We start from the raw sequence: 18,848 nt of genomic DNA, 5'->3' as shown, positions 1-18,848 counted from the left end.
TTGGTCGGCATCGGGCTCGTCATTCTTCTCGCTACGGAGGAGTGGGGACTCAGCTATTCGATGTCGTCGACCTCAACGTTGGTGTTGCTTGGATTGCGTTTGTCATGGTGCTTCTCTTGGTTTGCTATGACCGTCGGGTGGTGGTCAGCCAAAATTCAGGCGTTAAAAAACCTCCTGCGATTTCTGGGCGATTTGTTCGCACCGTGGTCGCGTGGAGGTTTCTAAATTGTCTGTCTGCTCACTGAAGCAGATGGTCATCATCTCATGAGATCGACCGCCTGTCAATATGTGGTTGCGATAATAGTTTGGATGTGCGTTTGATTTTACTCGAAGCACTGATCATTTTTAGCCCTATTTCGGCGTGCCATTTTGCATAAACCAGTTTCCATCGGAGAGAAAGCGCCCCGCTTAGTCCAGACAGCCATGTAAGCCCGTAAACACTGGACTGAGTGACAGTTGTTCCTCAGAACATGACGAATCCAGTGCAGGTTATGCTCGGGTTTATCGATGGTTTCTAACGGGTTTTCAGGGCCGCCAACCTTTCAGTTAATCGAGGCTGGCGGCCCATCCGATTGGTCAATCAATAAGATGCAGAACATCCCTGACATTCAAATGGGAATACCGGGCAACGGATCGTGTATCCCGGTGGCCTGAGACGATCATGATCTGTGCGTTGTTGAAGCCCTTCTTGGCGACATTGGTGATTCTGGTGTGCCTGAGCTGGTGCAGCCGGACACTACTGTCTAAGCCAGCCTTGACTCGTGCCAATCGCACTGCCTGAGATACGGCATGTGGAGTGACTGGGAAAATCAGGTTGCTCGGGTGACGTTCTACGGTGGCGCACAATTGGGCGATTTGAAGAATTTCCACTGCTCGGTGGGTGAGGGGAACTGACCGTGTACCGTTCTTTCCATCGATCACATCGGCAATTCGATCCTTGAGGTGCAGGCAGTCTTTGGTCAGCTTCAGGATTTCAGAGCGTCGCATGGCAGTCTCATATGCCAGTTCGACAATGGGTTTCATGATGGGTGACAGCTTCGTCAGTAACCGCTCAAGCTCGCTTGCACTAATCACCTTGTCTGAAGACCGATCAGGTTTGGGGAGTGCGATATCAGCTACAGGGTTGTGAATGTCGATCAGCAAGCCGCGTTTTGCGAATCGGTAGAACCGCGACATGAAGGCGAGTTGAATTCTGCATGTGGCTGGCTTCACCTTATTCAATCGCATGATCTTGAAGTCGTTGATCATCTGCGGCGTGATTTCGTGAATGGGCTGCGTGAAGTGTCTGCCCAGATGCTCCACGACTTTCAGTGCGTGATCGTAGCTGCCTTTCCCCTTGAGCATGGCTTCGCAGTAGGTCATGCCCAGCGTATAAATGGTGTGGTGCTTGCGATCCATCGTCACGGCTTCGAGCTGGTTCGCCCATGACTCTGCTTCAGCTTTGTTGCTGAAAGTTTTCGACTGGGGAGGTTTGCCCTTTATCCGTACCTGAGCATTCCAGTTGCCGGACGGAAGTAAGCGGAAATTGGCCATTTTAGACGCCTCATAATGTGAGTGGGCGTTCTGTGAAATCCTTGAGCACCAAGGCTTGCAGCTTGCTCAAGCAGACATTGACATGGTGGGGGTCGTTGGTTCGAGTCCAATCGCGCCTACCAAACAAAATCCGCTCTGCTGGGCGGTCTGGAAGGGCTCACCGAAAGGTGGGCCCTTTTTTGTTGTCTTGGATTTGCAAAACTTTTGCAAAATCCCCACCTCTTATGCAGGAGCTCGTAGTTTTAGTGCGGTGTAGATTGCATCAGTGATTCGCCTATGTTGAGTTGAACAAAGCCGAATTTATCTACATAATAACTATGTCACTGGTTCAAGGCTGGCTTCTCTAAAGGGGCTGGCAGCGCTGATAAGGTCTTTCCAGGCCAGAATCCGCACCGGTTGAGGTCGCTAGCAGCGGACCGAGCTACCCCTGATAGGGTTGGCACATTTTTCAAAGGTGAGACGTCATGTCTAAAGCCAACATTGTGTCCTTTGCAGAAAAAAAGGCAGAGCTTCAAAGCAAAGCCGATTTTCTAGATTTTCTTGCCGATGACATCAAGAGTCAGCCTGATAGCATCAAGCCCATTCCTACTGGGCTTCTGAGCCGGATCCAGGCTCTGCGCACGAAGGCTGAACAAAGTCGTCGTAGCGAGCTTCTGGAAGGCTAAAATTACGTGACGGAAAGCACGCTGAACATCGTAAACGGGTGGGCATTATATGCCCACCCGTTTTTCTTGGAGCGCCTTGAAACGCTTACCGCAGAGGTCGAGAGAGCTGCTGCGAAAAACCCTGATGGTTTTCACCACCACCCGTCCTACAAGCTGCTTGATGCCGTGACCGAAAATATTCTGGTCAACGTGCCAGCTAACCCGGCACATCCCAATTACCGTCAAGGTACAACTTTGGGAAAAACCAACAAGCATTGGCTTCGCGTTAAAAAGCAAGGGATGGCTCCCCGATACCGTCTTTTCTTCCAGTTTCGCTCTGACGCCCCCAAAACCATCATCTATGTTTGGTTGAATGACGAATCTACACTGCGAAAAGCTGGTGACAAAAGTGATGTCTACGCGGTCTTCGCTGCGATGGTTAAAGGGGGCAAGGTGCCAAGCGAATTTGCAGAGCTTTTGGCCGCAAGTAATTCCTACGATGTTCCTACCGAGATCACAGGGGCAGAAGAGGAGAAGCTTATTTCGTTAAAAGAGTAGATCGGCGCCTACCTCCCGGTACTCGATTTCCTTTTAGTTGCGCCCCTCGTGACAGTGCTTCGTCGTTTTTCGTCCGCTTCCCAGGGTGAAGTCGCGTGATCGAGAACTCATGGCCGCACCTCATGTGTCTCTACTAAGTAAGCTCAAATCGCTCCAGAGCATAATCCTTACCCGCCACGGTAAGTGAAAATGTGGTGGCGCCGAACGTCCCCCGTGTCGCACTTCGCTTCACTAGGCGTTTAGCTTCAAGTTGCTTTAGACCGACTTCAACTTCCAGTGTGCTGATTGAGACAAGTTTGCAGACTGAGTCCAGACTTGCAATTTTCCGGTAGTTCGCATGGTAGGCCAGAACTTCCATCAGTAGCGTTTGGTTCTCTGTCAGTTGCGGAAACTGCGGGTTGTTCTTTTTGTAAACCTTGCGCTCTATCTCATGCAGCTCACCGCCAGCCCCGTCAGGGCTGCGGGTGTAGTAAATCGCAACAGACAGAGTGCCGATCAAAGTCGCGATAATCAGCATCAGCGACCAATTCGGCATTGGCGTTTCCAGCAAAAGCCAATCCCCGGCACGTAGCAGCCAGCCCTTGGTGTCTGCCAGCAATGGCATGTTGAAGTAAGTGTCGAGCAGCGTTGTGACTACCCAGGCCACAAGGATGCCTGCGGCCAGGCAGGCCATAACCTTGAAAGTGAGTGGGAGTCGCTTGCCTTCTGCTGCCATGCTGCTTTTCTCTGGTTTGGGAAACAGCTGTTACCAGCATAGCAGTGGAAAAGTGACGCTCTGCAAGTGGCGTCGGGCAAAGGCTTATGTGCAGAAAGAGGGCAGCCGGTGACCGTGTCTGAAGGGCGCCTTTGAGATGCCATCCCTACACGGTCAGCGGTTATGTGACGTGCCGATCAGTTCGTGGCTCGCTGTGTAAAAGTCAGAGCGAGTAACCGGCCACCTGGCTGTTGTGGGAGTCCTGCACTCCAGCGATGAGGTGCAGTGGAATATTGGGTTGCGTTTCCATTGTCGGTACTTCGAAGCCGACAATCTGGATGTGTCGCTCGCTCGGTACCGTCGACTCTGCAGCCTTTTCCATGGCCATTCTCGCGTGATTCATTGCGATTTCATTGAGCGTTGACACGTTACATCTCCTGGTGACTGGCCGAGCGTATCGCTGGAAGTCCTTAAGCGTTGATTGAATGATTGCCGCGTCAGAATTATGTCGTTCCGGGCAGCTACAGGCCACAAGTGCAATCCGTACGCCATGATGCAGGCCTGTTGAGTGCTGCGCTGCCCCAGGCGACGAGTGGTGTGTGCCGGGCTCTTCAAGCGCCGTTGGTGCGTGGCGGTTTTCTGGCTCCGTCGATAAAGGTCGACCAAAGGCGCCGATGCAGCCCGTCACTTCATGGGCTACTACTGACAGGTTGATTCAACTTCGTCCTGAAAGGAGTTTCTCGATGCTGACTCACTGGATGCTTGCGGCGGGCCATCTTCTGGCGCTGGTGGTGGGGTTCTGGGCGGTGCTGGCGCGAGGCACGGCTTTTCGACGATTGGCCGATGGGGTCGGGGAGGCACGCAGCGTATTGATCGCGGACAACCTTTGGGGGATCTGCGCCGTCGTCCTGTTACTGAGTGGCGGGATGCGGGCCTTCGGCGGGTATGAAAAAGGCGCGGACTATTACCTGCATCAGCCGTTGTTCCATCTCAAGATGACGTTTTTCGTGCTGATCCTGTTGCTCGAGATTGCACCGATGGTGACGTTGATCAAGTGGCGGATCGCGCTTGGGCGTAAAACGGCTATCGACACCGCACGCGCGAAGCTGTTCGCGCGCATAAGTCATGTCGAAGCGCTGCTGGTGCTGCTGATGGTGGTTGCGGCCACAGGGATGGCGCGGGGAGTGGCTTTTGGGTAGCGCCGAGCGGGCAAGTTGGGCGGGATGCGGGATTTGAATCTTTAGCCAGCCGTGGTCCGGGGGGAACGGGCTGGCTACTGACTGCAAGAATCAGGTTTGCGGCTTTTCCGGGGCGGTCAGACCGGCCTGGATGCGCTGGTAGATTTCTTCGCGATGCACTGCAACGTCTTTCGGTGCGTTGATGCCGATCCTGACTTGCTGGCCGCTTACGCCCAGAATGGTGATTGTAATGTCATCACCGATATTTATGCTTTCACCGACTTTGCGGGTGAGTATCAGCATGGTCTTCTCCTTGATTGCTTGGTGGGGCACCTGATTCGGACAGTGCAGAGGTCGGTGGTACGTATAGATTAGTGCGAAGTCTCACTTTTTGGGTGTCTCTTTCTGACGTTCAGTAGCGACATTAATTCCCAGGGCGTAACTATACAGAGGCCGCAACCATCATTCTCGCTGTTTTGTGCCCATTTTGCGGGTCTCGTGAAGTATTCATGAGTGTTAAAATCCTCGTTTTGGCATTCTGAGGGATACGCTGTGCGCAAAATGTTCTGGGTAATCGCGATATTGGCGCTGGCAGGATGTGGTGAGGGCAAGAGCGTGGACACGCCGAAGCCACGGCCGCCGGTGGAACCAGCAACTGCACAGGTGTCTGGGCCGCAATGGGATCTTGAAGTGCGAGGTGAAACACCTCAGGCGGTCAGCGATCTGAGCGGATGGCTGATCGAGCACAGCTTCATGTCCAGTGTAGTCAAGGAAAATGGCCAGACACGTATTCTGATGGGGCCATACAACTCACGGGCCGAGGCCCAGGCCAAGCAGGATGAGGTCCGCGCATCGCTCACCCGGGCGAAGAAACAGAACATCGAGTTGCTGGTGCTTGAGCGTCCGGCGGTTCAGTAACCTTGCGCGTGATAGAGCACTGATCACAAAAAGGCCCCGGGTACTTCGTCCCGGGGCCTTGGTGTTTTTTTTGGCGTGCGGGCTTAGCCGCAGGCTTTCAAGTTTACCGGGCCGACAAATTCATTGCCGCGCCCCATGACGCACGCCACGCTCTGGTTGCGCTGACGTTCCCAGGACTGGACCGGGTAGGTTTTGTCCCAGGCTTCGTACAGTTGTCGATCCTGCCTGGACAGACGTACGCCATATTCCTTGCTCATGTAGAAATAAGTCCGGGCGATCATGCCGCGAATGGAAGGGCGGGGCATGACTTTCCTGGCCTTGAAGTCGATCTGGGTCAGGCAGGAGCCGTATTGACCCGACTGCTCCGGCAACCAGCCAAAACTGAAGTTGCTGCGATCGCCATTGACCTCGCCAATGCTGGGTACCAGGTTATGCAGGTCGGCTTCAGCCTTCTGGTAGGCGGCATCGTAGCGTGTGCAGTTTTTGCGTCCGCCCTCTTGCCAGCATTGGCGTTGATGGCCGATCTGCCAGGCCGGAACGATGTGCTCCCATTCGATACGGGACGCGCGCTTGGCATTTTTGCGTGGCACATAACCGCATGCGGCGAGGTTCACCCGGTTGCCCGTGTATTTGCAGCCGCAATAAAACTCCGTTGATTGAGGGGCATACAGCTCCCACGCGATTTTCTTGGCCTCATCGAACGTGCGCGGTGCGTCCGCCTGGACGCCCGTGGCGAACAGCAGAAACAGTAAAGCGAAACAGCGGGCAGTCATCGACTCAATCTTCCTTCGGCACAACCCAGAAAATCTGCACGCCACCATCATCGCGATAGGCGAGGGTGACGTTGTCGTTCTCGTCGATTTCTTCGAGCAGGCGCTCCCATTCATCCACCGGCTCTTCAGGCAGGCGAAAGATCAGCGCTGCCCTGGCTTTCTGCGCAGTGGGGGAGTTGATGATTTTCTGTACGCGCATGCCCATGCGTACGTAGGTGTCAGGAGTGACAGTGGTGTCCATGGGATTATCCTTATTAAGCTGTACGTACATACAGTATTTAACTGTACTACTTTTCGCAACTGCTTAAAATTCAAGAAGATCGTCTGACAGCGATTTGTTCCGTTTGGTGTAAGGCGGGGCGAGGTTTTTTGTCACCGGCTAACACAACCATCTCACCAAGGTGGCATCTCCAGGTGGCATCGAGATTAAAGAAAACCGCAGGGGGGACGATGTTTCCTCAAGGGATCTTTTTTCAAGAATTTGAAATGTCGTTATCCGTGGATGTTTCCAAAGCGTGCAGGCATTTGTCCTCTCTTCCTGTCAGCCCTTGTACGGCCGTTGACAAATCCCGGCAGGGTTCGCATAGTTCGGTCAACGCAAACGTTTGCGCGTCGCCCGGGATGAGCATAGTCATCCAGCGGGCCTGCAACATACGTCAGCGCAAGCGTTGCTCACAATAATCATAAGATCGGAGTGAACCCATGAAGCTGCCATTTGCTGGACGTCTTCTCGCTATCGCTGTGCTGGCTGCGGCCTCCGCTGCACTGCCTGTCTCTTCGGCCTTCGCCGAATCGCCCGAAAAACCCAAAGTCGCGCTGGTGATGAAATCCCTGGCCAACGAGTTCTTCCTGACCATGGAGGACGGTGCCAAGGCCTATCAGAAGGAGCACTCCGGCGAATTCGACCTGATCTCCAACGGCATCAAGGACGAGACCGATACCGCAGGCCAGACGCGCATCGTCGAGCAGATGATTTTGGCCAAGGTCAATGCGCTGGTGATTGCGCCCGCGGATTCGAAAGCCATGGTCCCGGTCATCAAGAAAGCCGTGGACGCCGGTATCACCGTGGTCAACATCGACAATCAGCTTGACCCGGCCGTGGTCAAAAGCAAAAACATCAGCGTGCCATTCGTAGGCCCTGACAACCGCAAGGGCGCGCGTCTGGTGGGTGATTATCTGGCGAAACAGCTGAAGGCCGGTGACGAAGTCGGCATCATCGAAGGTGTGTCCACCACCACCAATGCCCAACAGCGCACCGCCGGTTTCAAGGATGCGATGGAAGCGGCGCAGATCAAGGTGGTGTCCCTGCAGTCCGGCGACTGGGAGATCGATAAAGGCAACAAAGTGGCCGCCTCGATTCTCAGTGAATACCCGCAAACCAAGGCCCTGTTGGCCGGCAACGACAGCATGGCGGTCGGTGCGGTGTCTGCCGTGCGGGCAGCGGGCAAGGCTGGCAAGGTGCAAGTGGTCGGCTATGACAACATCAATGCCATCAAGCCGATGCTCGCCGATGGCCGCGTGCTGGCGACCGCTGACCAGTTTGCGGCCAGACAGGCTGTATTCGGCATCGAGACTGCGCTGAAGATTCTCAAGGGCGAGAAGGTCGAAGGCGGCGCCAGTGGCGTCATCGAAACTCCGGTAGAGCTGGTGACCAAGTAGTCCTCTGGCGCCTCAACAGTGCTCGCCCGTTCGGGGCGGGCGCATGGAGATTTTCTATGTCCGTTTGCGCCCCGAACGCTGTCCTTGCGGTCAGCGGCATCGGCAAGACCTACGCTCAACCGGTCCTGGCCGGCATCGATCTGACGCTCATGCGCGGCGAAGTGCTGGCGCTGACCGGTGAAAACGGCGCGGGCAAAAGTACCCTGTCGAAGATCATCGGCGGGCTGGTCACGCCGACTACCGGCCAGATGCAGTTTCAAGGGCTGGACTACCGCCCGGGCAGCAGGGCTCAGGCTGAAGGCCTGGGCATCCGCATGGTCATGCAGGAACTCAATCTGCTGCCCACTTTGTCGGTGGCGGAAAACCTGTTTCTCGACAATTTGCCCAACAAGGGCGGATGGATCAGTCGCAACAAATTGCGCCAGGCGGCAATAGCAGCCATGGCCCAGGTCGGGCTCGACGCGATCGACCCGGACACCCTGGTCGGTGAGCTGGGCATCGGCCATCAGCAGATGGTGGAGATCGCCCGCAACCTGATCGGTGATTGCCATGTGCTGATCCTCGACGAGCCCACCGCGATGTTGACGGCGCGGGAAGTGGAGATGCTTTTCGAGCAGATCACCCGTCTGCAGGCGCGCGGCGTCTCGATCATCTATATCTCCCATCGTCTGGAAGAGCTGGCGCGGGTCGCGCAGCGCATTGCGGTACTGCGCGACGGCCAGTTGGTCTGCGTCGAGCCGATGGCTAACTACAACAGTGAGCAACTGGTCACCTTGATGGTCGGGCGCGAGCTGGGTGAACACATCGATATGGGCTCGCGCAAGATCGGCGCGCCGGCGTTGACGGTCAAGGGCCTTAGCCGCTCGGACAAGGTTCGTGATGTGTCCTTCGAAGTCCGCGCTGGTGAGATCTTCGGCATTTCGGGCCTGATCGGGGCAGGGCGCACCGAGTTGCTGCGGCTGATCTTCGGTGCCGACCTCGCGGACAGCGGCAGCGTTGCCCTGGGATCGCCCGCGCAGGTGGTCAGCATCCGCTCCCCGGTGGAAGCGGTTGGTCACGGCATCGCGCTGATTACCGAGGATCGCAAGGGCGAAGGCCTGCTGCTGACGCAATCGATCGGTGCCAACATCGCATTGGGCAACATGCCGGGGATTTCCAGCGCCGGCTTCGTCAATCACGCAGACGAGAGCGCGCTGGCGCAGCGTCAGATCGACGCCATGCGTATCCGCAGTTCCGGCCCGGGGCAGTCGGTGTCCGAGCTGTCCGGCGGCAATCAGCAGAAAGTCGTGATCGGTCGCTGGCTGGAGCGCGATTGCTCGGTGCTGCTGTTCGACGAGCCGACCCGTGGCATCGATGTCGGCGCCAAGTTCGACATCTACAACCTGCTCGGCGAGCTGACCCGTCAGGGCAAGGCGCTGGTGGTGGTCTCCAGTGACTTGCGGGAGCTGATGTTGATTTGCGACCGCATTGGTGTCTTGTCGGCGGGGCGTCTGATCGAAACCTTCGAGCGTGACAGCTGGACCCAGGATGAGTTGCTTGCCGCCGCTTTCGCCGGCTACCAAAAACGTGACGCGCTGCTCAATGAAGCCGCGCCTAGGGATCTTCCATGAAAACCGCCTCTTCCGTCGGCAAGCGCAATGGCAATTTTTACGGGCTCGGCACCTACCTTGGGCTGGCCGGGGCCTTGCTGGCGATGGTCGTACTGTTCTCAATGCTGAGCAGCCATTTTCTGTCTTACGATACGTTCAGCACCTTGGCCAACCAGATTCCTGACCTGATGGTGCTGGCGGTCGGCATGACGTTTGTATTGATCATCGGCGGTATCGATCTGTCGGTGGGCTCGGTGCTGGCGCTGGCGGCGTCGGCGGTCAGCGTGGCGATTCTCGGCTGGGGCTGGAGCGTTCTGCCCGCCGCATTACTCGGCATGGCCATTGCGGCGCTCGCTGGCACAATCACCGGCTCGATTACCGTGGCCTGGCGGATTCCTTCGTTCATCGTGTCCCTGGGCGTGCTGGAGATGGCCCGGGGCGTGGCGTACCAGATGACCGGTTCACGCACGGCCTACATCGGCGATGCCTTCGCCTGGCTGTCCAACCCGATTGCCTTCGGCATCTCGCCGTCGTTCATCATCGCCTTGCTGATCATCTTCGTCGCCCAGGCCGTGTTGACCCGTACTGTGTTCGGTCGTTACCTGATCGGCATCGGCACCAACGAAGAGGCGGTGCGCCTGGCGGGAATCAATCCGAAGCCGTACAAGATTCTGGTGTTCAGTCTGATGGGGCTGTTGGCCGGCATCGCTGCGTTGTTCCAGATTTCGCGGCTGGAGGCGGCGGACCCGAATGCCGGCTCCGGCCTGGAGCTGCAGGTGATCGCCGCCGTGGTGATCGGCGGGACCAGCCTGATGGGTGGTCGCGGTTCGGTCATCAGCACATTCTTTGGTGTCCTGATCATTTCCGTGCTGGCTGCGGGGCTGGCGCAGATCGGCGCGACCGAACCGACCAAGCGCATCATTACCGGCGCGGTTATCGTGGTGGCGGTGGTGCTGGATACTTATCGCAGTCAGCGCGCAAGCCGGCGGACCTGAGTCATGGCAACGATCAAGGATGTAGCAGCGCTCGCCGGAATTTCCTACACCACGGTTTCTCACGTGGTGAACAAGACCCGGCCGGTCAGCGAAGAAGTTCGCATTAAGGTCGAGGCGGCGATCCAGACCCTCGACTATGTACCCAGTGCCGTGGCGCGATCCCTGAAGGCCAAGACCACCGCAACCATCGGACTTTTGGTGCCTAACAGCCTCAATCCGTACTTTGCCGAGCTGGCCCGGGGAATCGAGGATTACTGCGAGCGCAACGGCTACTGCGTGATCCTGTGCAACTCCGACGACAACCCGGACAAGCAGCGCAGTTACCTGCGGGTGTTGCTGGAAAAACGCATCGACGGGCTGATCGTCGCCTCGGCCGGTGGCGATAGCGGTCTGGCCCAGGGCCTGGCAAGCGTGCGCACGCCAATGGTGATCGTTGACCGTGGTCTGGAAGGCGTCGATGTGGATCTGGTGCGTATCGATCATGAATACGGCGCCTATCTTGCGACCCGGCACCTGCTGGAGTTGGGGCATCGGGATGTCGCCACGATCATCGGGCCGCAAACCACCAGTGTCGCGCAGATGCGTCTGGCCGGTTACTGCCGTGCGCTGGAGGAGGCTGGCATTGAAGTGGTGCCCGAGCGCATTGTGCAAAGCGATTTCACCAGTACCGGCGGTTACGCCGCCGCCACCGTTCTGCTGCAGCACAATCGCCCCACGGCGATTTTCGCCGCCAACGACTTGATGGGCATCGGCGTGCTGCGGGCTGCCGCCGAGCTCAATATTCGGGTGCCTGGCGAGCTGTCGGTGATCGGCTTCGACGATATCCAGATGAGCCGTTATGTCTATCCTTCGTTGACCACCGTGGGGCAGTCGATTCTGCAACTCGGTGAGATGGCGGCCGAAGTGCTGTTGCGACGGATCGCTACGCCGCAGCGCAGCACCGAACAACGCATCGTCACGCCCAGTATTGTCATGCGTGAATCAACTGCGCCGCTGGCCGGCGTATTTGCCCAGTTTCGCTGAATCAGAAATAACGCTGAAACAGAATCGATGAGTAGCAATGTATGCCAGCAAAAGTAGTGGTAGTAGGCAGTCTGAACATGGACCTGGTGACCCGGGCATCACGTCTGCCCAAGGGTGGTGAGACGTTGATCGGCGAGTCGTTTTCCGTCGTTTCCGGCGGCAAGGGCGCTAACCAGGCCGTGGCCGCCGCGCGCCTGGGTGCGCAGGTTTCGATGATTGGTTGCGTGGGGCGTGACGCCTATGGCGACGCGTTGCGCGCAGCGCTGCTGGCCGAGCAAATCGACTGCCAGGCGGTCAGCACCGTTGACGGTTCCAGTGGCGTGGCGCTGATTGTGGTGGACGACAACAGCCAGAACTCGATCGTGATTGTCCCCGGTGCCAACGGTGCGCTGACGGCAGATCAACTCAAGCGTTTCGATCCGGTGTTGCAGGCGGCGGATCTGCTCATCTGTCAGCTCGAGGTGCCGGATGCCACCGTGGGTCATGCGCTCAAGCGCGGCCGCGAACTGGGCAAGATTGTCATCCTCAATCCGGCACCGGCCAGTCGTGCGCTGCCAGCGCATTGGTATGGGTCGATCGATTACCTGATTCCCAACGAAAGCGAGGCGGCGGCCCTGAGCGGCGTTGCGGTGGATTCGCTGGACACTGCGCAAGCCGCGGCGACAAAGCTGATCGACATGGGCGCCGGCAAGGTGATCATTACCCTCGGCGCCCAAGGGTCGTTATTCGCCGACGGCAACAGCTTCCAGCACTTCCCGGCGCCGAGCGTGAAGGCGGTCGACACCACTGCGGCCGGCGATACCTTCGTCGGCGGTTTCGCGGCGGCCCTTGCTGCCGGCAAAGGTGAAGCTGAAGCGATCCGTTTCGGCCAGGTGGCTGCGGCGCTATCGGTCACCCGGGCCGGCGCGCAGCCCTCGATTCCGGCTTTGTCCGACGTACAGGCATTTCAAGCACCATGAAAAAGACACCTCTGCTCAACATCGCGTTATCACGGCTGATCGCCTCATTGGGCCATGGCGACAAAGTGGTGATCGGCGATGCAGGATTGCCGGTTCCGCCGGGCGTCGAATTGATCGACCTGGCGCTGACCCATGGCATTCCGGATTTCGTCAGCACCTTGAACGTCGTACTGAGCGAAATGCAGGTTGAAAGCCATGTTCTGGCTCACGAGATCCTCAAGAAAAAACCGTCGGCACTGGCTGTGCTGGATGAACTGGACGCCGCAGGTTCACTGGGGCGGCGCGAACTGCTCAGCCATGAAGAGTTCAAGGTTCTGAGCCGGCAGGCGAGGGCGATCGTGCGCACTGGTGAATGTCAGCCGTACTGCAACATCGTGTTGATCGCCGGGGTAACGTTCTGAGTCTTGCCGCTCGGTTGAAACACTGCACCATCCGCTATGGAGTCTGCTGCCTTTGTCCCTGAATACTGCAACCGGCGCCCGGGCGGCGGAAAAGATCGAGCTGATCATCGACACCGACCCGGGTGCCGACGACGTCGTGGCCTTGCTCTTCGCCCTGGCGTCACCCGATGAGCTGAACATTCGTGCGCTGACCACCGTTGCCGGCAACGTTCGCCTGGACAAGACCTCACGCAATGCCCGGCTGGCACGGGAGTGGGCGGGGCGAGAGGATGTGCCTGTCTACGCCGGGGCGCCGAAGCCGCTGATGCGCACGCCGATCTACGCCGAAGACATTCATGGCAAGGAGGGCTTGTCGGGGATCACCGTGCATGAGCCCCGGCCAGGTCTGGCCGACGGCAGTGCCGTGACTTATCTGATTGACACCTTGATGACGGCCGAGCCCCACAGCATTACCGTGGCAATGCTTGGCCCGCAGACCAACCTGGCCCTGGCGCTGATCCAGCAGCCGAAGATCGTGCAGGGCATCAAGCAAGTGGTGGTCATGGGGGGCGCGCATTTCAACGGTGGCAACATCACACCGGTGGCCGAATTCAACCTGTTCGCCGACCCGCATGCGGCTGAAGTGGTACTCAAGAGCGGGGTGAGGCTGACCTACCTGCCGCTGGACGTGACTCACAAGATCCTCACCAGTGAGTCGCGGCTGAGGCAGATTGCGGCACTGGACAACACGGCCAGCAAGCTGGTTTGCGCCATTCTCAATGAGTACATCAAAGGTGATATGGAGCACTACGGCATCGCGGGCGGCCCGGTGCATGACGCCACGGTCATCGCCTATCTGCTCAAGCCCGGGCTGTTCAGCGGTCGTACGGTGAACGTGGTGGTCGACAGTCGCGAAGGCCCGACCTTCGGCCAGACCATTGTCGATTGGTACGACACGCTCAAGGCGCCAAAAAACGCCTTTTGGGTTGAAAGCGGCGATGCCCAGGGCTTTTTCGATCTGCTGACCGAACGACTGGCTCGCCTCAAATAGCCTCTTCCCTGTGCAGGTGCAGGTGCCGGCGGGCGGGATTACTCCCGGCCGCTATCTGTCGCGGCTCTCTGGTCGGCCAGGTGCTTCTCGAAAACCTGCTCGATGAATGACTGAGCGGCTTCGGCCCCGATGTCCCGGACCAGCAGGTCAATACCGATAATGGCCAGCTCTTCGGTGCTGCCTGGGCTGTATGAGCTGTGGCCGTCTGGCCACTTGGCCTTGATGTCGGCGTCGATGCTTACGGTGGTCATGGTGGCGCTCGTTAAGTGGGGAAAGGTCCGAGCGTCGAGTTAAGCATTTTGTACGGCGTTTTACACCCCGACTTAGGCATCAAGGGCGGGCTATGCGACACTTGGTCATTGATATTCTTCAAGGGCTACGCTGTGCAGATCGATTTGAATTCCCCTGACGGTTTGACGCTTGAGTCCGTGCGTCAGTTGCTGGCCGCCGCCAGTGACGATGAACACACCCAGTTGCGGGTCACCCGGCAAGGCATTGCCTATATTTCTTCGGGGATCGTCGGCGGTACCGAGATCGACGGGTTGTTGTTTCGCCTCGAAACCTGGGCCAAGGGTTCCGGCTACGTCGGACGTGTCGCCGCCAGCGATGAGGTGTGGGTCATGCAGATCTTCAATGCGTTGAAAGAGAACTGGCCGAATCCGCCGTACGACTATATCGACGTCTATTGAGTCCTGTTCACATTCAGTCACGTTTGCAGAGTGAAGGCTGGCCGGTGCTCGGGCAGAATTGCCGTTCGTGCGGGTCGGGGGCGAAGTGAAGTGCCGTCCCGTGAAACCAGGCGGCAGTCGGGTTGTCGCACGAATTCAGCTTAATTTTTTGAAATAGGAGGCTTCATGCCTTGGAAGCTCGCGTCATTGGGTACTGTGCTGGCCGCTGCCTTGTTGGCCGGTTGCAGCACTACCGCCACGGAGCCGGCAACGGATGCTGTTGCGACTTCAGATACCGGCCATAGTCGCTGCGAGGCAAAGGCTGCCGATTTCGCCATTGGCAAACAGGCTTCCCCGCAATTGCTGGAGCATGCGCGTACCCGCGCCGGCGCGCAGAATGCCCGCTTCCTCCTGCCAACCGATATGGTGACGCTGGAGTATCGCTCTGACCGCCTGAACCTGAACACCGATGCCAGTCACGTAGTCATCCGCGTCAACTGCGGCTGATTTTGTTTGTGCCATAAAAAACCCCGTCACATGGACGGGGTTTTTTTAGTGCGCCTGGAAATTACTCTGGGCGAACTTGAGCAGCTTGCATACCCTTTTGGCCTTTCTCAGCCACGAAGGAAACGGTCTGGCCTTCTTTCAGGCTTTTGAAACCGTCGCTTTCGATAGCTTTGAAGTGTACGAACAGGTCGTCACCGCCACCTTGAGGAGTGATGAAGCCGAAGCCTTTTTCATCGTTGAACCATTTAACGGTGCCGGTTTGGCGATTAGACATGGTGTATCTCCAAGAAACATATATTTTCAGTAGTACTGTGCTGCTCAGGCCAACTGGGCACACCCGAGTATCATAGTCGAAATGTTCGCTTTGGGAGCCCCCCGCAGGCGCTGTTTGCGAACCAGTCGTGTCTTGCCGATTCCCTGAATCGGCTGAAAGCCCCGGTTTATAAGGCTTCTAGCCGAAAATAAAGGTGATAAAAAAAGCTGTAAAACCTTAATAAATTGTACGAAAGGGGCCGTTTCAGCGGCTTTTTACCGGTAATTCATGGCTCGAAACGCCGAAACCGGATCATTTTTGCTCTTTGCTGGTGGCTTTGCAGGCTGCAATTTTGCCCAGGGCCTTCTGCTTCAATTCAGCACTGGCGGTGTTGTTCATCAAGGCCTGGATATCAGCGGCAGGGTATGACTTGATGGCGTCGGCGCCGCAAGCACAGTGGGATTTGGCTGCTGGCGTACCAATCTTCTCTGCAGCTGCAGGAACGCACTGCGCCATGTATTTCTCCCGCTCGCCCTTTGGCCATTCTGCATGGGCGGCCAGGGGCAGCAGTAGAACGACAGGGGCGACGAAGGCGAACAAACGATTCAGACGCATGCTGAGATGCTCCTTTTGGGTCAATGACTTGTTATCTGAGGGCTGATGCGGGGTTCAAGTTCAGCACTCTGGCATAAATTTGCCCGATTTGCCCTCGCAGCAAAGCTGCGTGCATCGACGACCGTTCATCTGTGCTAGCATGCTCGGCTCGGGTATTTGCAGGCCCCGGATGACCTTCAGTCCCGGTGGCGGCACATGTTCGAATAATCCTGATTTGAATCCCAGTCACTCTGGTTCGGTTTTCCGGTTGGCCGCAAGGCTCCTGCCGCTGTAAGGCAGGCGTTCGTCATTGAATGGCCTGGACCGGATCTTGTACTGGCTCATCCCAACCCACGTGACCTTTGGTAGGGGTCACCACTAGGAGAGGAGGCGCCATGCCAACTATTACTCTTCCCGACGGCAGTCAACGTACATTCGATCACCCGGTTTCCGTAGCCGAGGTCGCCGCATCCATTGGTGCTGGCCTGGCAAAGGCCACCGTGGCCGGCAAGGTCAATGGCAAGCTGGTCGACGCCTGCGACGTCATCGACAGCGACGCGTCGCTGCAAATCATCACGCCAAAGGATGAAGAGGGGCTGGAGATCATTCGCCACTCTTGCGCCCACCTGGTTGGCCATGCGGTCAAGCAGCTGTACCCGACGGCCAAAATGGTCATCGGTCCGGTCATCGACGAAGGCTTCTATTACGACATCGCCTTCGAACGTCCTTTCACCCCGGACGACCTGGCCGCCATCGAACAGCGCATGCAGCAACTGATCGAGAAAGATTACGACGTCATCAAGAAAGTCACTGCGCGCGCCGAAGTGATCGAAGTGTTCAAGGCCCGTGGCGAAGACTACAAGCTGCGCCTGGTCGAGGACATGCCGAACGAGCAGGCCATGGGCCTGTACTATCACGAAGAATACGTCGACATGTGCCGCGGTCCGCACGTGCCGAACACGCGCTTCCTGAAATCCTTCAAGCTGACCAAGCTGTCCGGCGCCTACTGGCGTGGCGATGCCAAGAACGAGCAGTTGCAGCGCGTCTACGGCACCGCATGGGCCGACAAGAAGCAGCTGGCCGCTTACATCCAGCGCATCGAAGAAGCTGAAAAGCGCGATCACCGCAAGATCGGCAAGCGCCTGGGCCTGTTCCACACCCAGGAAGAATCGCCGGGCATGGTGTTCTGGCACCCGAACGGCTGGACGCTGTACCAGGTGCTCGAGCAGTACATGCGCAAGGTTCAGCGCGACAACGGCTACCTCGAGATCAAGACCCCCCAGGTCGTTGACCGCAGCCTGTGGGAGAAATCCGGGCACTGGGCCAACTACGCCGACAACATGTTCACCACCCAGTCGGAAAACCGCGACTACGCCATTAAGCCGATGAACTGCCCTTGCCACGTGCAGGTGTTCAACCAGGGCCTGAAAAGCTACCGCGAGTTGCCGATGCGCCTGGCCGAGTTCGGTGCCTGCCACCGTAACGAGCCATCGGGTGCGCTGCACGGCATCATGCGTGTGCGCGCATTCACTCAGGACGACGCCCACATCTTCTGTACTGAAGAGCAGATGCAGGCCGAATCCGCTGCATTCATCAAGCTGACCATGGACGTCTACGCCGACTTCGGCTTCAAAGACGTCGAGATGAAGCTGTCCACTCGTCCGGAAAAACGCGTCGGTTCCGACGAGTTGTGGGATCGCGCTGAAGCTGCATTGGCTGCAGCCCTTGATAGCGCGGGCCTGCCGTACGATCTGCAGCCGGGTGAGGGCGCCTTCTACGGTCCGAAGATCGAATTCTCGCTGAAAGATTGTCTCGGTCGCGTGTGGCAGTGTGGTACCCTGCAGCTCGATTTTAACCTGCCAGTGCGTCTGGGAGCCGAATTCGTCTCCGAAGACAACAGTCGCAAGCACCCGGTGATGTTGCACCGGGCGATCCTGGGGTCCTTCGAACGTTTCGTCGGAATCCTGATCGAGCATTACGAGGGTGCATTCCCGGCGTGGCTTGCTCCGACCCAGGCAGTGGTGATGAATATCACCGACAAACAAGCAGATTTCGCCGCCGAAGTGGAAAAAACCCTCAACGAAAGCGGTTTTCGTGCCAAGTCTGACTTGAGAAATGAAAAAATCGGCTTTAAAATCCGCGAGCATACTTTGCTCAAGGTTCCTTATCTCTTGGTTATCGGAGATCGGGAAGTCGAGATGCAGACTGTCGCTGTGCGTACTCGTGAAGGTGCTGACCTGGGCTCGATGCCCGTCGCCCAGTTCGCTGAGTTCCTCGCGCAAGCGGTTTCCCGGCGTGGTCGCCCAGATTCGGAGTAATTATTATTAAGCGTGAAATGAGACAAGATAAACGAGCTGCACCGAAGGCCCCGATCAACGAGAATATCTCGGCACGCGAGGTTCGGTTAATTGGGGCTGAAGGTGAACAGCTTGGGATTGTGTCAATTGAAGACGCGCTTCTTAAGGCTGAAGAGGCCAAACTGGATCTGGTGGAAATTTCCGCCGATGCAGTACCCCCTGTTTGCAAACTGATGGACTACGGCAAATCGATCTTCGAAAAGAAGAAGCAGGTTGCCGCGGCCAAGAAAAACCAGAAGCAGATTCAGGTTAAAGAAATCAAGTTTCGTCCAGGGACGGAGGAAGGGGATTACCAGGTAAAACTGCGCAACCTGGTACGTTTCCTGAGTGATGGGGACAGGGCCAAGGTATCCTTGCGATTCCGCGGCCGTGAGATGGCCCACCAGGAGCTGGGGATGGAACTCCTCAAGCGGGTTGAAGCTGACCTGCTCGAGTACGGTTCGGTCGAACAGCATCCGAAGATGGAAGGACGCCAACTGATCATGGTCATCGCCCCGAAAAAGAAGAAGTAATCA

General features: G+C 57.3%; 24 protein-coding genes. 15 read left to right on the top strand and 9 right to left on the bottom strand.

Translation table 11 applies throughout. From position 1 onward, the window contains the following. Positions 1-576 precede the first annotated feature (576 nt). Positions 577-1,533: a tyrosine-type recombinase/integrase gene (locus ASE98_RS03750; RefSeq protein ID WP_060540032.1), complete on the bottom strand. Its 957-nt coding sequence runs from the start codon at positions 1,531-1,533 to the stop codon at positions 577-579. Between the two features lie 464 nt (positions 1,534-1,997). On the opposite strand from ASE98_RS03750, the gene ASE98_RS03745 reads away from it, so the two are divergent. Together ASE98_RS03745 and ASE98_RS03740 are read left to right on the top strand one after the other, a co-directional pair. Continuing rightward, positions 1,998-2,198 (top strand): hypothetical protein, encoded by a 201-nt coding sequence (locus ASE98_RS03745; protein WP_060540031.1) that lies wholly within the window; start codon positions 1,998-2,000, stop codon positions 2,196-2,198. A gap of 6 nt (positions 2,199-2,204) precedes the next feature. Further along, complete coding sequence (locus ASE98_RS03740) at positions 2,205-2,735, top strand: type II toxin-antitoxin system YhaV family toxin (protein WP_082457470.1); 531 nt, start codon at positions 2,205-2,207, stop codon at positions 2,733-2,735. Positions 2,736-2,868: 133 nt separating this feature from the next. Here the strand turns inward: ASE98_RS03740 and ASE98_RS03735 are convergent, their stop codons facing one another. Both ASE98_RS03735 and ASE98_RS03730 read right to left on the bottom strand, forming a co-directional pair. Further along, a complete protein-coding gene (locus ASE98_RS03735; RefSeq protein ID WP_060540030.1) occupies positions 2,869-3,450 on the bottom strand; it encodes a hypothetical protein in 582 nt (193 codons plus the stop codon). Positions 3,451-3,652: 202 nt separating this feature from the next. Continuing rightward, positions 3,653-3,856: a hypothetical protein gene (locus ASE98_RS03730; RefSeq protein ID WP_060540029.1), complete on the bottom strand. Its 204-nt coding sequence runs from the start codon at positions 3,854-3,856 to the stop codon at positions 3,653-3,655. A gap of 316 nt (positions 3,857-4,172) precedes the next feature. Between ASE98_RS03730 and ASE98_RS03725 the strand changes: the two genes are divergently transcribed. Next, complete coding sequence (locus ASE98_RS03725; protein ID WP_060540028.1) at positions 4,173-4,628, top strand: DUF2214 family protein; 456 nt, start codon at positions 4,173-4,175, stop codon at positions 4,626-4,628. A gap of 90 nt (positions 4,629-4,718) precedes the next feature. On the opposite strand, the gene csrA is transcribed toward ASE98_RS03725, so the two are convergent. Then, positions 4,719-4,910 (bottom strand): carbon storage regulator CsrA, encoded by a 192-nt coding sequence (gene csrA, locus ASE98_RS03720; protein WP_008057174.1) that lies wholly within the window; start codon positions 4,908-4,910, stop codon positions 4,719-4,721. A 249-nt stretch (positions 4,911-5,159) separates the two neighbouring features. Between csrA and ASE98_RS03715 the strand changes: the two genes are divergently transcribed. After that, on the top strand, positions 5,160-5,525 hold the full coding sequence (locus ASE98_RS03715; RefSeq protein WP_060540027.1) for an SPOR domain-containing protein: 366 nt from the start codon (positions 5,160-5,162) through the stop codon (positions 5,523-5,525). Between the two features lie 83 nt (positions 5,526-5,608). Here the strand turns inward: ASE98_RS03715 and ASE98_RS03710 are convergent, their stop codons facing one another. Together ASE98_RS03710 and ASE98_RS03705 are read right to left on the bottom strand one after the other, a co-directional pair. Beyond that, positions 5,609-6,298 carry an endonuclease gene (locus tag ASE98_RS03710; protein ID WP_060540026.1) on the bottom strand — a complete coding sequence of 230 codons (690 nt, stop codon included), beginning with the start codon at positions 6,296-6,298 and terminating at the stop codon, positions 5,609-5,611. A gap of 4 nt (positions 6,299-6,302) precedes the next feature. After that, positions 6,303-6,539, bottom strand: a complete 237-nt coding sequence (locus ASE98_RS03705; RefSeq protein WP_060540025.1) for a DUF1654 domain-containing protein — start codon at positions 6,537-6,539, stop codon at positions 6,303-6,305. A gap of 461 nt (positions 6,540-7,000) precedes the next feature. Here ASE98_RS03705 and ASE98_RS03700 point away from each other — a divergent pair, with 461 nt between their 5' ends. From ASE98_RS03700 to ASE98_RS03670, 7 genes are read left to right on the top strand one after another with little or no spacing between them, the layout of a single operon-like run. Beyond that, positions 7,001-7,957: a sugar ABC transporter substrate-binding protein gene (locus tag ASE98_RS03700; RefSeq protein ID WP_060540024.1), complete on the top strand. Its 957-nt coding sequence runs from the start codon at positions 7,001-7,003 to the stop codon at positions 7,955-7,957. A 56-nt stretch (positions 7,958-8,013) separates the two neighbouring features. Next, on the top strand, positions 8,014-9,567 hold the full coding sequence (locus ASE98_RS03695; protein ID WP_060540023.1) for a sugar ABC transporter ATP-binding protein: 1,554 nt from the start codon (positions 8,014-8,016) through the stop codon (positions 9,565-9,567). Beyond that, the gene (locus ASE98_RS03690) at positions 9,564-10,541 is read left to right on the top strand and encodes an ABC transporter permease (RefSeq protein ID WP_060540022.1); all 978 of its coding nucleotides are present in this window, start codon (positions 9,564-9,566) and stop codon (positions 10,539-10,541) included. Before ASE98_RS03695 ends, ASE98_RS03690 begins: the two co-directional genes overlap by 4 nt. A gap of 3 nt (positions 10,542-10,544) precedes the next feature. Beyond that, positions 10,545-11,564, top strand: a complete 1,020-nt coding sequence (locus ASE98_RS03685; RefSeq protein ID WP_060540021.1) for a LacI family DNA-binding transcriptional regulator — start codon at positions 10,545-10,547, stop codon at positions 11,562-11,564. A gap of 41 nt (positions 11,565-11,605) precedes the next feature. After that, positions 11,606-12,523, top strand: a complete 918-nt coding sequence (gene rbsK, locus ASE98_RS03680; RefSeq protein WP_060540020.1) for a ribokinase — start codon at positions 11,606-11,608, stop codon at positions 12,521-12,523. Further along, on the top strand, positions 12,520-12,924 hold the full coding sequence (gene rbsD, locus ASE98_RS03675; RefSeq protein WP_060540019.1) for a D-ribose pyranase: 405 nt from the start codon (positions 12,520-12,522) through the stop codon (positions 12,922-12,924). Before rbsK ends, rbsD begins: the two co-directional genes overlap by 4 nt. Before the next feature lie 22 nt (positions 12,925-12,946). Further along, positions 12,947-13,954 (top strand): nucleoside hydrolase, encoded by a 1,008-nt coding sequence (locus ASE98_RS03670; RefSeq protein WP_060540018.1) that lies wholly within the window; start codon positions 12,947-12,949, stop codon positions 13,952-13,954. A gap of 38 nt (positions 13,955-13,992) precedes the next feature. Here the strand turns inward: ASE98_RS03670 and ASE98_RS03665 are convergent, their stop codons facing one another. Further along, positions 13,993-14,205, bottom strand: a complete 213-nt coding sequence (locus ASE98_RS03665; RefSeq protein ID WP_060540017.1) for a hypothetical protein — start codon at positions 14,203-14,205, stop codon at positions 13,993-13,995. A 132-nt stretch (positions 14,206-14,337) separates the two neighbouring features. Between ASE98_RS03665 and ASE98_RS03660 the strand changes: the two genes are divergently transcribed. Together ASE98_RS03660 and ASE98_RS03655 are read left to right on the top strand one after the other, a co-directional pair. After that, positions 14,338-14,643, top strand: coding sequence for a hypothetical protein (locus tag ASE98_RS03660; RefSeq protein WP_060540169.1), 306 nt, complete (start codon positions 14,338-14,340; stop codon positions 14,641-14,643). Between the two features lie 165 nt (positions 14,644-14,808). Then, on the top strand, positions 14,809-15,129 hold the full coding sequence (locus tag ASE98_RS03655) for an I78 family peptidase inhibitor (RefSeq protein ID WP_060540016.1): 321 nt from the start codon (positions 14,809-14,811) through the stop codon (positions 15,127-15,129). 61 nt (positions 15,130-15,190) lie between these two features. Here ASE98_RS03655 and ASE98_RS03650 read toward each other — a convergent pair whose 3' ends face one another. Together ASE98_RS03650 and ASE98_RS03645 are read right to left on the bottom strand one after the other, a co-directional pair. Next, a complete protein-coding gene (locus ASE98_RS03650) occupies positions 15,191-15,403 on the bottom strand; it encodes a cold-shock protein (RefSeq protein ID WP_003179963.1) in 213 nt (70 codons plus the stop codon). A 291-nt stretch (positions 15,404-15,694) separates the two neighbouring features. Continuing rightward, positions 15,695-15,997 carry a hypothetical protein gene (locus tag ASE98_RS03645; RefSeq protein WP_060540015.1) on the bottom strand — a complete coding sequence of 101 codons (303 nt, stop codon included), beginning with the start codon at positions 15,995-15,997 and terminating at the stop codon, positions 15,695-15,697. Positions 15,998-16,371: 374 nt separating this feature from the next. On the opposite strand from ASE98_RS03645, the gene thrS reads away from it, so the two are divergent. Together thrS and infC are read left to right on the top strand one after the other, a co-directional pair. After that, on the top strand, positions 16,372-18,294 hold the full coding sequence (gene thrS, locus ASE98_RS03640; RefSeq protein WP_060540014.1) for a threonine--tRNA ligase: 1,923 nt from the start codon (positions 16,372-16,374) through the stop codon (positions 18,292-18,294). Further along, complete coding sequence (gene infC / locus ASE98_RS03635; RefSeq protein WP_170947229.1) at positions 18,294-18,845, top strand: translation initiation factor IF-3; 552 nt, start codon at positions 18,294-18,296, stop codon at positions 18,843-18,845. The genes thrS and infC overlap by 1 nt, the downstream gene beginning before the upstream one ends. Positions 18,846-18,848 lie beyond the last annotated feature (3 nt).

This window comes from Pseudomonas sp. Leaf48 (assembly GCF_001421885.1).
Taxonomy (GTDB): domain Bacteria; phylum Pseudomonadota; class Gammaproteobacteria; order Pseudomonadales; family Pseudomonadaceae; genus Aquipseudomonas.
This window is presented reverse-complemented; position numbering and strand designations above follow the sequence as displayed.

Bases quoted from the DNA above. Each gene is read 5' to 3' on its own strand.
- ASE98_RS03750 (WP_060540032.1), bottom strand. From the start codon at position 1,533: ATGGCCAATTTCCGCTTACTTCCGTCCGGCAACTGGAATGCTCAGGTA.
- ASE98_RS03745 (WP_060540031.1), top strand. From the start codon at position 1,998: ATGTCTAAAGCCAACATTGTGTCCTTTGCAGAAAAAAAGGCAGAGCTT.
- ASE98_RS03735 (WP_060540030.1), bottom strand. From the start codon at position 3,450: ATGGCAGCAGAAGGCAAGCGACTCCCACTCACTTTCAAGGTTATGGCC.
- ASE98_RS03725 (WP_060540028.1), top strand. From the start codon at position 4,173: ATGCTGACTCACTGGATGCTTGCGGCGGGCCATCTTCTGGCGCTGGTG.
- csrA (WP_008057174.1), bottom strand. From the start codon at position 4,910: ATGCTGATACTCACCCGCAAAGTCGGTGAAAGCATAAATATCGGTGAT.
- ASE98_RS03710 (WP_060540026.1), bottom strand. From the start codon at position 6,298: ATGACTGCCCGCTGTTTCGCTTTACTGTTTCTGCTGTTCGCCACGGGC.
- ASE98_RS03705 (WP_060540025.1), bottom strand. From the start codon at position 6,539: ATGGACACCACTGTCACTCCTGACACCTACGTACGCATGGGCATGCGC.
- ASE98_RS03700 (WP_060540024.1), top strand. From the start codon at position 7,001: ATGAAGCTGCCATTTGCTGGACGTCTTCTCGCTATCGCTGTGCTGGCT.
- ASE98_RS03695 (WP_060540023.1), top strand. From the start codon at position 8,014: ATGTCCGTTTGCGCCCCGAACGCTGTCCTTGCGGTCAGCGGCATCGGC.
- ASE98_RS03690 (WP_060540022.1), top strand. From the start codon at position 9,564: ATGAAAACCGCCTCTTCCGTCGGCAAGCGCAATGGCAATTTTTACGGG.
- ASE98_RS03685 (WP_060540021.1), top strand. From the start codon at position 10,545: ATGGCAACGATCAAGGATGTAGCAGCGCTCGCCGGAATTTCCTACACC.
- rbsK (WP_060540020.1), top strand. From the start codon at position 11,606: ATGCCAGCAAAAGTAGTGGTAGTAGGCAGTCTGAACATGGACCTGGTG.
- rbsD (WP_060540019.1), top strand. From the start codon at position 12,520: ATGAAAAAGACACCTCTGCTCAACATCGCGTTATCACGGCTGATCGCC.
- ASE98_RS03665 (WP_060540017.1), bottom strand. From the start codon at position 14,205: ATGACCACCGTAAGCATCGACGCCGACATCAAGGCCAAGTGGCCAGAC.
- ASE98_RS03655 (WP_060540016.1), top strand. From the start codon at position 14,809: ATGCCTTGGAAGCTCGCGTCATTGGGTACTGTGCTGGCCGCTGCCTTG.
- ASE98_RS03650 (WP_003179963.1), bottom strand. From the start codon at position 15,403: ATGTCTAATCGCCAAACCGGCACCGTTAAATGGTTCAACGATGAAAAA.
- ASE98_RS03645 (WP_060540015.1), bottom strand. From the start codon at position 15,997: ATGCGTCTGAATCGTTTGTTCGCCTTCGTCGCCCCTGTCGTTCTACTG.
- thrS (WP_060540014.1), top strand. From the start codon at position 16,372: ATGCCAACTATTACTCTTCCCGACGGCAGTCAACGTACATTCGATCAC.